The 13834-nt window shown below is 74.2% G+C and carries 8 protein-coding genes; 2 read left to right on the forward strand and 6 right to left on the reverse strand.

Annotated elements, in window-relative coordinates; translation table 11 throughout:
* Positions 1-6: 6 nt before the first annotated feature.
* The 5 genes from AB0927_RS13065 to AB0927_RS13085 all read right to left on the reverse strand — a co-directional run bounded on the left by AB0927_RS13065 (position 7) and on the right by AB0927_RS13085 (position 10345).
* Complete coding sequence (locus AB0927_RS13065) at positions 7-1674, reverse strand: serine/threonine-protein kinase (RefSeq protein ID WP_366667653.1); 1668 nt, start codon at positions 1672-1674, stop codon at positions 7-9.
* A 121-nt stretch (positions 1675-1795) separates the two neighbouring features.
* Entirely contained in the window at positions 1796-3538 is a 1743-nt protein-coding gene (locus AB0927_RS13070; RefSeq protein ID WP_366667654.1) for a serine/threonine-protein kinase, read from the reverse strand.
* A gap of 163 nt (positions 3539-3701) precedes the next feature.
* On the reverse strand, positions 3702-6236 hold the full coding sequence (locus tag AB0927_RS13075; RefSeq protein ID WP_366667655.1) for a protein kinase: 2535 nt from the start codon (positions 6234-6236) through the stop codon (positions 3702-3704).
* Between the two features lie 197 nt (positions 6237-6433).
* Positions 6434-8404: a serine/threonine-protein kinase gene (locus AB0927_RS13080; RefSeq protein ID WP_366667656.1), complete on the reverse strand. Its 1971-nt coding sequence runs from the start codon at positions 8402-8404 to the stop codon at positions 6434-6436.
* A 231-nt stretch (positions 8405-8635) separates the two neighbouring features.
* Positions 8636-10345: a glycerol-3-phosphate dehydrogenase/oxidase gene (locus tag AB0927_RS13085; RefSeq protein WP_366667657.1), complete on the reverse strand. Its 1710-nt coding sequence runs from the start codon at positions 10343-10345 to the stop codon at positions 8636-8638.
* Positions 10346-10626: 281 nt separating this feature from the next.
* Between AB0927_RS13085 and AB0927_RS13090 the strand changes: the two genes are divergently transcribed.
* Both AB0927_RS13090 and AB0927_RS13095 read left to right on the forward strand, forming a co-directional pair.
* Positions 10627-11835 (forward strand): nucleotide sugar dehydrogenase, encoded by a 1209-nt coding sequence (locus AB0927_RS13090; protein ID WP_366667658.1) that lies wholly within the window; start codon positions 10627-10629, stop codon positions 11833-11835.
* A 159-nt stretch (positions 11836-11994) separates the two neighbouring features.
* On the forward strand, positions 11995-12540 hold the full coding sequence (locus AB0927_RS13095; protein ID WP_366667659.1) for a hypothetical protein: 546 nt from the start codon (positions 11995-11997) through the stop codon (positions 12538-12540).
* Positions 12541-12642: 102 nt separating this feature from the next.
* Here the strand turns inward: AB0927_RS13095 and AB0927_RS13100 are convergent, their stop codons facing one another.
* Positions 12643-13767 (reverse strand): GuaB3 family IMP dehydrogenase-related protein, encoded by a 1125-nt coding sequence (locus AB0927_RS13100; protein ID WP_366667661.1) that lies wholly within the window; start codon positions 13765-13767, stop codon positions 12643-12645.
* Between the last annotated feature and the right edge of the window lie 67 nt (positions 13768-13834).

The following is a 13834-nucleotide window of genomic DNA, read 5'->3' on the forward strand; positions in this document are numbered from 1 at the left end:
CGCCGGTCAGGAGGCCGTCGCCGCGAACGTGTCCAGCGCGACGTCGAAGTACTCCCGCGCCTCCCGCACCTTCCCCACCGGCGCCGACACCCACACGTCGTACAACCGCCCGGACTCCTCCCAGCACAGGTCGTACGTGTGCCGCGGCCCCTCCGCCGCGCTGTACCCGTTCCAGGTGAACTCCCAGAGCGCGGCGGGGTGTCCGGCGTGCGTGGTGCGGGTGACCCGGCCGTCGTGGTAACCGGGGTTCGAGACGGGCCCGTTGGCCGCCTGTCCCCGCATCACCGCCTGCGGGCCACCGGGTTGGGCGGCCGCGACCTTGACGCCGAGGCGGTACGTCCCCTCCGGCGAGAGGTAGAACACCCGCTCCCCCTGCGGACTGCGGGTGAAGTCGTCGGGCACGGCGAGCGAGAACCCGGCCGGGTCCCGGGCCGTGCGGTAACCGGAGGGCGCGCCGCTCGGGCCGGGGACCGGGGAACCCGGCCGGGACGGAGCCGCCGTGGGGGGCGACGGCGCGGGACCCGTGCCGCTCCCGCCCCGGGTCGCCGGCGTCGTCGCCGTGCCCCCCGGGCTCCCGCCGCCCCCGCTCTCGTCCCGGTTGAGCAGCAGCGTCGCGGCCGACCCGACCGCCCCCGCCAGCGCCGCGATCAGCAGCGCCGCCACCAGCACCGCGCGCGTCGAGGACCGTACGGGCGGCACCTCCGCCGTGACCGCGGGCGCGCCAGGCAGCGGCTCGGACCCGCCCGGCGGGGCGGGTGGCTGCGGCACGGCCCGCGCCGGGCGTCCCGCGCCGAGCCGGTGCCCGCGCGCCGTGCCCGGCGCGTCCGGCACCGCGGGGGTCCGCCCGGTCTCCAGATAGGCGCGCAGCATCCGCTCGGCGTCCACCGCGCCGAGCCGCCGGTCCGGGTCGCGCTCCAGCAGTCCCCGTACGACGGGCAGCAGCGGCTCGGCCTCGACGGGCGGCCGGATCTCGGCCGCGACCACGGCGTGCAGGATGCCGCCGAGCGAGTCGCGGCGGAACGGCGACTCGCCGCTGAGCACCGTGCACAGCAGCGCGCCCAGCGACCACAGGTCGGACTCCGGACCGGTGCGCACCCCGGACATCCGCTCCGGCGCGGTGTACTCGGGCGAGCCGACGAAGGAGCCGGTCTCGGTGAGCGTGGTGGCGCCCGCGACCTGCGCGATGCCGAAGTCGGTGAGCACGATCCGCTCGGTGCCGGACTCGACCAGCACGTTCGCGGGCTTGACGTCCCGGTGCAGCACCCCGGCCTCGTGCGCGGTGTCCAGCGCGCCGAGCAGGGCGATGCCGATCCGCGCGGCCTCGGCCGGGGTCACCGGACCGTGCCGGGCGATCCGGTCGGCGAGCGAGCAGCCGTCGATCAACTCCATGACCAAGTAGGGCCGTTCGTCCTGCTCCACCACGTCGTGCACCACGATGATGTGCGGGTGCCGCAGCTGTGCGACCGCGCGCGCCTCCCGGAACGTACGGTCGCGGCGCCGCCGTGCGTCGTCCTCCGGGAGGGAGTCGTCCGCGAGGATCTCCTTGACCGCGACGAGCCGGCCCAGCAGCTCGTCGCTCGCCCGCCACACGACGCCCATACCGCCGCGCCCGATCCGCGTCTGGAGGCGGTAACGGCCGGCGATCACCCGGAAGTCGGCGCCCTCGGTCCCCATGCGCCCATCATGCCGCAACGGACCCATCCGCTCCGGGGCCCCGATCGGCCAAGCCGCGCTGTTCAGTGACTCGTTTTCAGCCGTTTCAGTCGCAAAGCCCATCCGTTCGGCTCAGGGGCCGTCATCTTGTCTGACCGGGCTGCCGCCAGCTCTGGAGCACCCACTTGAACTGTTTGCCGGTCTTCGGCCAGTCGGCGGCGGGCCCGGACATGTAGATGGCGTACTCGGTGCCCTCACGGGAGTAGTACGTCTCCTCGACGGCGTGCCGCGGGCCCGCCACGTACGGCGGATCCTTCGCCAGCGCGTTCCAGGTGTACTCCCACAGCGAGCCGTCGCGGTCGCGGTAGACGTTCTGCCGGAGGGTCACCCGCTGGTAGCCGACCAGTCGCTGGAGCTGCTGTTCCAGGTCCTGCTGGTGGGAGTAGGCGTCGGCGAAGTCCGGTGAGCCGTCGATGGATATGCGCACGAAGTGCTTGCCGCCGTCGGGGGTGTAGTCGATCTGCTTCAGGGGGCCGTCGATGCCGTAGACCTGGCGCTTCCAGCCTTGGGGCAGGGAGATGCTGAAGCCCAGCGGGTCGTGGTGGGTCTCCCAGTTGGCCGGGATGGTGCCGGTGCCGCTGCCGTCCTGGCCGTGGTCGCCGCCGGGGCTCGCCGAGGAGGCCGGGCCGGGGGCCGTGCTGTCGTGCGTCGCGGTGTCGTGCCGGGTGCTGTTCCACTCCTGGAAGCCCACCGCGGCACCGCCGCCGAGCACGGCCGCGACGGCGACGACGAGCGCGAGCGTGCGCAGCTTGCGGCGGGGGCGGGCCGGACGTCCGCCGCCGTGCCCCGGCACCGGCCCCACGGTGGTGGGCCCGACGCCGGAGGGGCCGGTCATGGAGGGGCCTGCCATGGGCGTGCCGGTCATCGACGGCCCGCTGATCGACGGGCCGGTCATCGAGGGGCCGGTCATCGAGGGGCCGGTCATGGCCGGGGCGCCGTAGCCCGCGGTGTCGCCCGGACCGTACAGGCCCGTGCTCTGGGTCGGCACGAACGCCTGGGCCGCGCTGGGCCGGCGGCCCTCCGCGGCCTCGGCGAGCATCTGCTCGGCCTCCTCCGCGCCCGGCCGCCGGTCCGGTTCCTTGCGCAGCAGCGCGCAGATGACCGGACCGAGCGCCCCGGCGCTGCGCGGCTCCTCGGCCTCCTCCTCGACGACCGCCTGCATGGTGCTCAGCGGCGAGGTACGGCGGAACGGCGAGCGCCCCTCGACCGCCGTGTACAGCGTCGCGCCCAGCGCCCACAGGTCGGAGGCGGGACCGGGGTCGTGGCCGCGCACCCGCTCGGGCGCGAGGTAGTCGACCGAGCCGACGACCTCGCCGGTGCGGGTGATGGTCGAGTCGCCCTCGATCTGGGCGATGCCGAAGTCGGTGAGCAGCACCCGCCCGTCACGGCCGAGGAGAACGTTGCCGGGCTTGACGTCGCGGTGCAGTACGCCGGCCGAGTGCGCGGCGCGCAGCGCCCGCAGCACCCACAGGCCGATCCGCGCGGCCTCCCGCGGCTCGATGCGGCCCCGCTCCTTGACCGCGTCGGCCAGCGAGGCGCCCTCCACCAGCTCCATCACGATCCAGGGACGGCCGTCGTGTTCGAGGACGTCGTGCACGGTGACGACGGCGGAGTGGTTGATGCGCGCCGCGGCCCGCGCCTCGGCCCGGGTGCGGGCGAGCAGAACGGCCTGGTCGCTGCCTGAGGCGTAGAGCGCGGCGGTCAACTCCTTGACGGCGACCGCTCGGTGGAGGACTTCGTCGTGCGCGCGCCACACCCGTCCCATGCCGCCGCTGCCGATGGATTCGGCAAGCCGGTAGCGGCCGGCTATGAGCTGGCCCTGCATCTGATTCACGTTGCCCCGCAATGCTCTTGTCAGGGTCAGACTAAGGACCGGCTCGTTCGCAGGGAACAAGCGGGGTCCCAAGGAAACCGCACTGTGACGATGGTCATTTCCGCTCGGAAACGGGAACCGGCGCGCCGGGCAAGGGCCGTTGCGTACGCCGCGCTCAACCGGTGTAGCGGTACGTCGCGGTAGCTTCCTCGTACAGCCGTGTCACCTCGTCCCGGTCGGCGTCCGGGCCGCGGACCTGCAGGATGTGGTACCTCCCGGCCAGCAGGATCGCCATGTTGCGCACGAACAGACCGCGGCCCCGGTCGTCGGTCCAGGTGAACTGCCCCTCGGCCATGGTCCGTCCGCCCACCTCGATGGTGCGCAGCCCGGTGGCGGTGGCCCAGCTGGAGTCCCGGTACGGCTGGAGTTCGCGCTCCTTGTCCCGCTGATAGGCCATCGGATCGCTGCCGTAGCCGGCCGCGCCGTCCCGTCCGGGTACGACCAGCAGCTCGAAGTCGCCGTGGGAGTAGACGACTTCGCCGCTGCCGTTCTTCGGGGTGCGGCTCCAGCCCTTGGCGACGGCGATCTCGAAGCCCTCGGGGTCCTTGCGCAGGGCGAAGCCGTCGGGGACGGCGGAGGTGCCGCCGGCCTGGGTCTCGGAGGCGGAGGGGCTGTGCTGGGTGCGGGAGGGGGCGGGGCTCGTCTGGCCGGTGGAACGGCTCGCGCCGGTCCCGCTCCGATCGTCACGGGCATGCTGTTTCGGCATGAACAGCATCGCGTACGCCACCGCTCCCGCCAGCAGGAGCAGGACCAGCAGAAGCAGGGTCCGGCCGAGGCGGCTCGGTGAACTGCCGCCCTCCCGGCCGCGCTTGTGCCGGGCGTGTGCCTCGGGCAGCCGGGGGCGCCGCCGCCGCACCAGCTCGCCCCGGCGCCTGACGATCGGCAGCCGTCGAGGGTCGGCGGGCGGTACGGGCACCACGCGCGTACCGGCCTCCGGCTCGGGCGCGGACCGCACCAGCGAGCGCAGCCAGCCGCCCAGTTCCTCGAAGTCCGGCCGCTCGGTGGGGTCCTGACGCAGCAGCGACTCCACCACCGGCCGCAGCGGCCCGCACTCCTCGGCGTAGGCGGGCGGCTCCGCGCACACCAACTGCACCAGTTCGGCGGTGGATTCCTCGGGATACGGCGCATGCCCCTGGACCGCGCGGAACAACAACGCGCCCAGCGCCCACAGATCGGTGGCGGGTCCGACCGGTGCCGCAAGCTGCCAGTTCTCGTGCACGGGCCCGGCCTGCTCCGGCGCCCATCGCTCGGTCACCGGCCCCACCACCGCCATCCGCGCCTGCCGTGCCCGCTCGGCGGCGAGCGCCCCGGCGGGCTGCCGCGCACCGGTACTGGGGGCGGCGGCGTCCCAGCCGGCGTGCTGCTGCGGTGGCACGGCGGCGACCGGGGCCGGGGTGTCGTGCCGGGCGGGTTCGAGGCCACGCGGGGCGGGGGCCGGCGCGCCGTGCGCCCCGTAGGGGTCGACGGTCCGGCCGGGCGGGGTGCCGGGACGGGGGGCGGGTACGGGAGGCGGGTACGGCGCCTGTGCGGGCGAGCCCGGCGGGGGCTGGTGGGACGACGGGTCCGCGGGGTGGGGCGACGGCCCCTGGGGGTACGGCGACGGCGCCTGGGGGTGCGGCGACGGCGCCTCGCTCCCGGCGGGCCGGCCGGTGCTCACGTCTCCCTCGGTGGCCCGCCGGGCCCCGGGCAGCGCGGCGCGTTCGCCCTGCTGGGCCTCCTGCACCCGGGCCGCGGCACGGGCCCCCGCCCGGTACGCGGCGATGGCCCCGGCCCGCGCGGCACGGATGTCGGTCCCGCTGTCCACCGCCCGCTGCCCCGCCGCACCGGGCGCCCCGGGCCCGCCGCTCGCCCCCGGCAGCGCGGGGCCGCCGGACGCCCGCGCCTGGATGGCGGCCCGCCGCGCGGCCTCGGGGTCCACGGCATCGGACCCGACGACGCCCGCGGCTCCCCCGGTGCCCGGCACGGCCCCGCCGGTGCTCACCGCACCGGGCGCGAGCTCCACGGCACCACCGACGCCTCCGTCGTCCTCCGCCCCCGGCACCGGGTCGTACCCGCACAGCGCCTCCTCGGCGGCACCGGAGGCGAGGCCGGTCAGCATCACGCGGCCGTCGTCGCAGACGAGGACCGTGCGCGCGGTGACATTGCGGTGGACCCAGCCGTGGGCGTGCAGGACGCGCAGGGCCATGAGGACGTCGGAGGCGACCTCGGCGGCCCGGTAGGGGGTGAGGGGGCGCTCGGCGAGGAACGCGGACAGCGGGCGGGCGGCGACCCACTCGCTGACGATCCACAGCGATCCGCCCTCGGCGAAGACGTCGAAGACCTGGTCCAGGCGCGGATGGTCGGGGATGCCGGCCGCCGCCTGCGCGGCCTCGATGGCGCGCCGCACCACGGGGTCGGCGGGCTGCCGCGTCGCGGCCCGCGCGGCCGGCACCGGACGCGCCCCGCGCCCGCGCGCGGTGAACCCCTCGGGCAGCCCGTCCGCGTCGAGCACCTCGGCCTCGACGACCTCGGGCAGCGGCACCTGACGGACCCGCACCTCCTGGCCGCTGTAGGTGTCGAAGGCGCGGGTCTCGGTCAGCTCGTACTCGTCGGACGGCGGCAGCGGCAGGCGGTAGCGGTCGGCCAGTACCCGGCCCGCGTAGTCGTCCATTCCGCTCCCCACCCCCGGCCGCCCGGTTTGGTCACATCCGTTCGTCTCGCGGCCCGTTTCGCACCCGCATCCGGCTCCGTACGGTCCTCAACCATTCACGATACGTGCCGGAGGCAACCCGCACCGCGCTGATGCCGGATTCCGCCGCCGGGGAACCGCCGCCGGGGAATCGCCGCCGGGGAATCGCCGCCGGGACCCTACGACTTGGGCCGGAACGACGCCGTCAGCGTCCGCCAGGTGTCCTTGCGCAGGTCGTCGTGCCAGTCATCGGCCTTCGCGGTGTACATCAGCGCGTACCCGAGGTGGCTGTTGACCACGAAGCCGCGGTCGATGGTGCGGTAGCCGGTGCCGCCGTCGACGTAGGTGAACTCCCAGTCGGCCGTGTTCCAGCCGCGGTAGCCCACCTTCTCGATACGGATCCGGTGGTACTGCGAGCGCACCATGTAGTGCTCCTGGTTCTTCCAGTCCGCCACCGGGTCGTCCTTGGGCGTGCCGGTCCAGGCGACGAGCAGCTTCTGCCCGTCGGGACCGGTGTAGCGGTCGCCGGCGGAGCTGTGGGTCTGGTACGACCATCCCTTGGGCAGCCCGATCGAGTACCCCTGCCCGCCCGTGCGGGTGGAGACGACCGGCGCGCTCCCGCCGTCGGCGGACGCGCTCGCGCCGGCGTCCGTACCGGTCGCGGTCCCGGTCCCCGTGGCGGTGGCGGTGGGCGTCGGGCTCCCGCCGTCCGTGCGCGTGGCGCCGCCCGGTCCCTTGCTCCGGCCGTCCTCGGCGGAGGCGCTCGCGCCGGCCGTGGTCCGGGCGGCGCCCTTGCCGTCGGTGTCGTCGCCGCCGCCGAGGGCGACGACCAGCACGGTGCCGATCACCGCGAGGGCCACCACCACGGCCGCGATCAGCAGCGTGCGCCGGGGCACCACGTCCGTGACCGAGGCGCGCGGCGCCGGCCGCGGCGGCAGGTCCAGGTCCGGCGGCGGCATGACGGGCCAGCCCGAAGCGGGCTTCGCCTGCCCAGCGGCGCCCGCCCTGTTCCCGGGAGGGTTCCCGGCGGAGTTCGACGCGACGGCCGGCCCCTGGGCCGCACCACCGGCCGCGCCGCCGGACGCCGGCGTGCCACCGCCGCTCTTCGGACCCGCCGAAGCCGCCGCGGCGCCGGACCCGGCACCGGCCGCCCCCGCCGCCTTGCGCACCGAGCGCAGCGCGCCGCGCAGCTTCTCCGCGGCCTCCTCGCCCCGCTTGCCCTCGCCGTCGCCCGGCTGCGCCGGCAGCGGTACGACCCGGGTGGCGTCCAGCGGTTCCGGCTCCCGCGCGTGGATGACCTTGCCGAGCAGCGCCCGCGCCCCGGCGTCGTCGAGCCGCTCGGCCGGGTCCTTGGTGAGCAGGCCGTAGATGACGTCCCGCAGCGGGCCCGCGTTCTTGGGCTCCTCCAGCGGCTCGGTCATCACCGCGGTGAGCGTGGCGATCGCCGAGCCCTTGTCGTACGGCGGCACGCCCTCGACCGCCGCGTACAGCAGCCCGCCGAGCGACCACAGGTCGGCCGCGGGGCCCGGCTTGCGGCCGCGGGCGCGCTCCGGGGCGATGTAGGAGGGGGCGCCGACGAGCATGCCGGTGGAGGTGATGGACGGGTCGCCCTCGACCTGGGCGATGCCGAAGTCGGTGAGGACGACGCGGCCGTCGTCGGCGATGAGCACGTTGGACGGCTTCACGTCCCGGTGCAGGATGCCCTCGCGGTGGGCGGAGCGCAGCACGTCGAGGACGGCGAGGCCCACCTCGGCGGCGCGCTTGGGGGTCAGCACGCCGTCCTCACGGATGACCTCGGCGAGGGACTTGCCCTCCACCAGCTCCATGACGATCCAGGGCCGGTCGTCCTCGTCGACCACGTCGAAGACCGTCACCGCGCTGTTGTTGCGGATCCGGGCGATCGCCTTGGCCTCGCGCAGGGTGCGCGTGATCAGGCGCCGCTTCTCCTCCTCGTCGATGTTCGTCGGGAACCGCAGCTCCTTGACGGCGACGGTGCGGCCGAGGGTCTCGTCCTCGGCACGCCAGACCGTGCCCATGCCGCCGCGGCCCAGCACGTCTCCCAGCCGGTACCGCCCGGCGAGGAGACGCCGTCCGCTCTTGTCCTGCCGAGTCTCCTGACGAGATGTCCCCGCCCGCTCCGCCTCCGACATGCGTCCCCTCATGCAACCCGCCCTGACAGAGCCTTCATTGTCTCTCACCCGACAAGTGCTCGACGCCCTGGGGGCCCTCCCCGGACCCGTCCGTCACGCACCGCGAGCCTCTCCGAAGCCCCCTTCGCCCCGGCGGCATGACGGGCCGTGAGAACCCGGCGACCCGCGGTGCCGACCCTTCGGTCAGACCCGGCCAAACCACTGCACCCGGGGGGCCGGGCCGACGCCCCCTCAGCTCAGCGGCACGATGTCCGGCGCCCCCAGGCGCGCCGCGTCGGCCGTCTGGTCGTCGGGCTGGAGCTGCGACTCCCGTTCGGCCTCCACCCGCTTCTCGTAGTGCGCCACCTCGCGATCGATCCGGTCCTTGTCCCAGCCGAGGACCGGCGCCATCAGTTCGGCGGCCTCGCGGGCGCTGCGGGTGCCGCGGTCGAAGGTCTCGATGGAGATGCGGGTGCGCCGGGTGAGGACGTCGTCCAGGTGCCGGGCGCCCTCGTGCGAGGCGGCGTAGACGACCTCGGCGCGCAGGTAGTCGTCGGCGGCCCGCAGCGGTTGGCCGAGCGCGGGGTCGGCTTCCACGAGTTCGAAGATCTCCTCGGCCATCGAGCCGTACCGGTTCAGCAGGTGTTCCACGCGGACCGTGTGCAGTCCGGTGCGGGCGGCGATGCGGGCCCGCGCGTTCCACAGTGCCTGGTAGCCCTCCGCGCCGAGCAGCGGGGTCTCCTCGGTCACGCAGTCGGCGACGCGCTGGTCCAGGCCGTGCACCGCCTCGTCGACGGCGTCCTTCGCCATCACCCGGTACGTGGTGTACTTGCCGCCCGCCACGACCACCAGGCCCGGCGCCGGATGGGCCACCGTGTGCTCGCGGGACAGCTTGCTGGTGGCGTCGGATTCGCCGGCCAGCAGCGGCCGCAGTCCCGCGTACACCCCCTGCACGTCGTCGCGGCCGAGCGGCACGGCCAGCACCGAGTTGACGTGTTCCAGCAGGTAGTCGATGTCGGCGCTGGATGCGGCCGGGTGGGCCTTGTCGAGGTCCCAGTCGGTGTCGGTGGTGCCGACGATCCAGTGCCGGCCCCACGGGATGACGAAGAGCACGGACTTCTCGGTGCGCAGGATCAGGCCGGTGGTGGAGTGGATGCGGTCCTTGGGCACGACCAGGTGGATGCCCTTGGAGGCGCGGACGTGGAACTGGCCGCGCTCGCCCACCATGCCCTGGGTGTCGTCGGTCCACACCCCGGTGGCGTTGACGATCTGCCGGGCGCGCACCTCGTACTCCCCGCCGCCCTCGACGTCCTGCACCCGGGCGCCGACGACCCGCTCGCCCTCCCGTATGAACCCGGTGACGCGGGCCCGGTTGGCCGCTTTCGCGCCGTACGACGCCGCCGTGCGCACCAGGGTGGCCACGAAGCGGGCGTCGTCCATCTGGGCGTCGTAGTACTGGAGGGCGCCGACGAGGGCGTCCTTGCGCAGGCAGGGGGCCACGCGCAGGGCCTGACCGCGGCTCAGGTGACGGTGCAGCGGCAGGCCTCGGCCGTGGCCGCGGGCCATGGACATCGCGTCGTAGAGCGCGACGCCCGAGCCCGCGTAGAGCCGCTCCCAGCCGCGGTGCTGCAACGGGTAGAGGAAGGGCACCGGTTTGACCAGGTGCGGGGCGAGCCGCTCCAGGAGCAGGCCGCGCTCCTTCAACGCCTCGCGGACGAGCGCGAAGTCGAGCATCTCCAGATAGCGCAGCCCGCCGTGGATGAGCTTGCTGGAGCGGCTGGAGGTGCCGGACGCCCAGTCCCGGGCCTCCACCAGGCCGGTGGACAGTCCGCGGGTGACCGCGTCCAGCGCGGTGCCCGCGCCGACCACTCCGCCGCCGATCACCAGTACGTCCAGTTCGCGTTCGGTCATCGCGGCCAGTGCCGCCGCGCGCTGCACCGGACCCAGAGTCGCTGTCCTCACCGCTGCCTCCCGCTGTCGCTGACCCGCTCGCGTCGGCCGCACCCGGAGGGCGAGGCCCGGTTCACCACCACCTCATGCCCAAATTCTGACCGGCTTGCCCGACTTCAGCCACCACGCGCCCGCGGCCTGTGGATAACCAGCGCACATCCCCCGGGAGACACACGAACAGAATCCCACATCACGGTCATATTTACTCCTAGTGTGACAGTGCGCTCGCTCATCCTGTCCACAGAGGTTGCGCATCCGTTCCGCTTCGGCTACTGGGAAGGACGGCCCACGCCATGCCCGCAGACCTCGCCGTCATCGGACTCGGCCCCTACGGTTTGCCGCTCGCCCAGGCCGCGGTGGCCGCCGGCATCCCCACCCTCGGCTATGCCACCGGACCCGAGGCGGGGCCGCTGAGCCCCGCCGAACTGCGCCGGATGCACGCGTCCGGGTTCCGGCGCGCCACCGACCCGGCCCAGCTCGGCCGGGTGCGCACGGCGGTGATCTGCGCACCCACCCCGCGCGGCGCCGACGGCGCCCCGGACCTCGGCCAGGTCGAGGCCGGCGCCCGCGCCCTGGCCGGACGGCTGCGCCCGAACACCACCGTCATCCTGGAGTCGCCGGTGCCCCCGGGGACGACCGAGGAGTTCCTGCGCCCCCTCCTGGAGGAGGGCTCCGGACTGCGCGCGGGCCGGGACTTCCACCTCGCCTACTCCCCCAGCCGGGTCGACCCCGGCAACCGGGCGCACACCCCGGCCGGCACCCCCAAGGTCATCGGCGGCCTCACCCCCGCCTGCACCGAGTCGGCCGCCGCCTTCTACGGCCGGCTCACCGACAAGGTGGTCCGCGCGCGCGGGCTGCGCGAGGCGGAGGCGGTGCAACTGCTGGAGACCAACTTCAGGCACGTCAACATCGCGTTGGTCAACGAGATGGCCGTGCTCTGCCACGAACTCGGCGTCGACCTGTGGGACGTCATCCGCTGCGCCGAGACCAAGCCGTTCGGCTTCCACGCCTTCCGGCCGGGCCCCGGCGTCGGCGGCCACGCCGTCCCGCAGGACCTCACCGGACACGCGAGCCGCGCGCTGCGCATGGTGGAACTGGCCCAGCAGGTCAACAGCCGGATGCCCGGGTACGTCGTGCAGCGCGCCGCGACCCTGCTCAACGAGCACGGCAAGTCCGCCCGGGGCGCGCGCGTGCTGCTGCTCGGCGTGACCTACAAGGCGGACCTCGCCGACCAGCAGGGTGCCCCGGCCCGGGAGATCGCCGTACGCCTGATGGAACTCGGCGCGTCCGTGAGCTACCACGACCCCTACGTGCCCGCCTGGAGCGTGCTGGACCGCCCGGTCCCGCGCGTGGACACCCTCTACGAGGCCGCCGCGGGCGCCGATCTGACGATCCTGCTCCAGCAGCACCGCACCTACGACCTCCAGGGCCTGTCGGTGAAGGCGCAACTGCTCCTGGACACCCGGGGTGCCACCCCTACGGGGGCGGCGCACCGGCTCTGAGGGACAACCGGCCGAAACCTCGCGCAAGATCACGATAGGAAAACAAACGGGGCGTTGTCGGCCGTGCCTGTTAGTCTCCCCCGGAATTGCCGCACACAGGTGCGAGCAGTCTTCCGTTCACTTCATCCAGTTGTGCCACAGCACGGGGGGATTTCTGTCATGAGCCAGTCAGCACCACCGCCGCAGCCGCAGAGCGGCCCGGCCGACGGCAACCCGTACGCCCAGCAGGCCCAGGCGCCGTACCCGCCGCAGCCGGGCGTCGGCGCCCCCGTGCCGATGGCCCCCGTCGCGCCCGCGCCGGCCGGCGGCAACCTGGCCGTCGGCCTGATCGCCGCGGTCGTCGCCGCCGTGGTCGCCGCCGGGCTCTACGGCCTCATCATCGGCGCCACCAAGCACGAGATCGGCTACGCGGCCGTCGGCGTCGGCTTCGTCGTCGGTCTCGCGGCGGGCAAGGCGGGCGGCCGCAACGCCGTCCTGCCGATCGCCTCCGTGGTCCTGGCGCTGGCCTCGGTGTACTTCGGCCAGCTCGTGGGCGAGGCCATGATCGGCGCCAAGGCGCTCGGCGTGAACTTCACCGAGGTCTTCTTCGGCCACTTCAGCGTGGTGCAGGAGGCCTGGAAGTCGGACGCCGACCCGCTCACCTTCCTGTTCTTCGTGATCGCCGGTTTCGCCGCGTTCTCGGCCGCCAAGAAGGCCGCCCTGTAACCGGCGCCCACGCGCACAGGGGCCCGGCCACCGCATCGGTGGCCGGGCCCCTCGCGTCGTACGAAGCCGTCGTACGAAGCCGTCGTACGAGTGACCGCCGGGTCAGCGCTTGTGCTGGCTGTCCCCGACCGTCACCTCGACCCGCTGGAACTCCTTGAGCTCGCTGTAGCCGGTGGTGGACATGGCGCGGCGCAGGGCGCCGAAGAGGTTCATCGAGCCGTCCGGGGTGTGGGACGGGCCGGTGAGGACCTCCTCGATGGTGCCGACGGTGCCGAGGCCGACCTTCTTGCCGCGCGGCAGCTCCTCGTTGACCGCCTCCATGCCCCAGTGGTGGCCCTTGCCGGGGGCGTCCGTGGCGCGGGCCAGCGGGGAGCCCATCATCACCGCGTCGGCGCCGCAGGCGATCGCCTTGGGCAGGTCGCCGGACCAGCCGACGCCGCCGTCCGCGATCACGTGCACGTAGCGGCCGCCGGACTCGTCCATGTAGTCGCGGCGGGCCGCGGCCACGTCGGCGACGGCGGTGGCCATCGGGACCTGGATGCCCAGCACGTTGCGCGTGGTGTGCGCGGCGCCGCCGCCGAAGCCGACCAGCACGCCGGCCGCGCCGGTGCGCATCAGGTGCAGCGCGGCCGTGTAGGTGGCGCAGCCTCCGACGATCACCGGGACGTCCAGCTCGTAGATGAACTGCTTCAGGTTCAGCGGCTCGTGCGAGGACGACACGTGCTCCGCGGAGACCGTCGTACCGCGGATGACGAAGATGTCCACGCCCGCGTCCACGACCGCCTTGGAGAACTGGGCGGTGCGCTGCGGGGAGAGCGCGGCCGCCGTGACCACACCGGAGTCGCGCACCTCCTTGATGCGGGCGCCGATCAGCTCCTCCTTGATGGGCGCGGCGTAGATCTCCTGGAGGCGGCGGGTGGCGCGCTCGGCGGGCAGCCCGACGATCTCGTCCAGCAGCGGCTGCGGGTCCTCGTACCGCGTCCACAGGCCTTCGAGGTTGAGCACGCCGAGGCCGCCCAGCTCGCCGATGCGGATCGCGGTGGCCGGGGAGACCACGGAGTCCATGGGAGCCGCCAGGAAGGGCAGCTCGAAGCGGTAGGCGTCGATCTGCCAGGCGATCGAGACCTCCTTCGGGTCCCGCGTACGGCGGCTGGGGACGACGGCGATGTCGTCGAAGGCGTACGCCCGGCGGCCGCGCTTGCCGCGCCCGATCTCGATCTCAGTCACGTCTGTGGCCTTTCCCTGTTGCGTTTCAGCGCCTTCCAGTATCGCCGACGGGCACGGCAAAGGCGGC

It is taken from the genome of Streptomyces sp. NPDC048106 (assembly GCF_040706415.1).
In the GTDB taxonomy this organism is placed as follows: domain Bacteria; phylum Actinomycetota; class Actinomycetes; order Streptomycetales; family Streptomycetaceae; genus Streptomyces.

Coding starts and splice junctions, on each gene's coding strand:
- AB0927_RS13065 (WP_366667653.1), bottom strand. CDS start 1,674: ATGGGGACCGAGGGCGCCGACTTCCGGGTGATCGCCGGCCGTTACCGC.
- AB0927_RS13070 (WP_366667654.1), bottom strand. CDS start 3,538: ATGCAGGGCCAGCTCATAGCCGGCCGCTACCGGCTTGCCGAATCCATC.
- AB0927_RS13095 (WP_366667659.1), top strand. CDS start 11,995: ATGAGCCAGTCAGCACCACCGCCGCAGCCGCAGAGCGGCCCGGCCGAC.
- AB0927_RS13075 (WP_366667655.1), bottom strand. CDS start 6,236: ATGGACGACTACGCGGGCCGGGTACTGGCCGACCGCTACCGCCTGCCG.
- AB0927_RS13080 (WP_366667656.1), bottom strand. CDS start 8,404: ATGTCGGAGGCGGAGCGGGCGGGGACATCTCGTCAGGAGACTCGGCAG.
- AB0927_RS13090 (WP_366667658.1), top strand. CDS start 10,627: ATGCCCGCAGACCTCGCCGTCATCGGACTCGGCCCCTACGGTTTGCCG.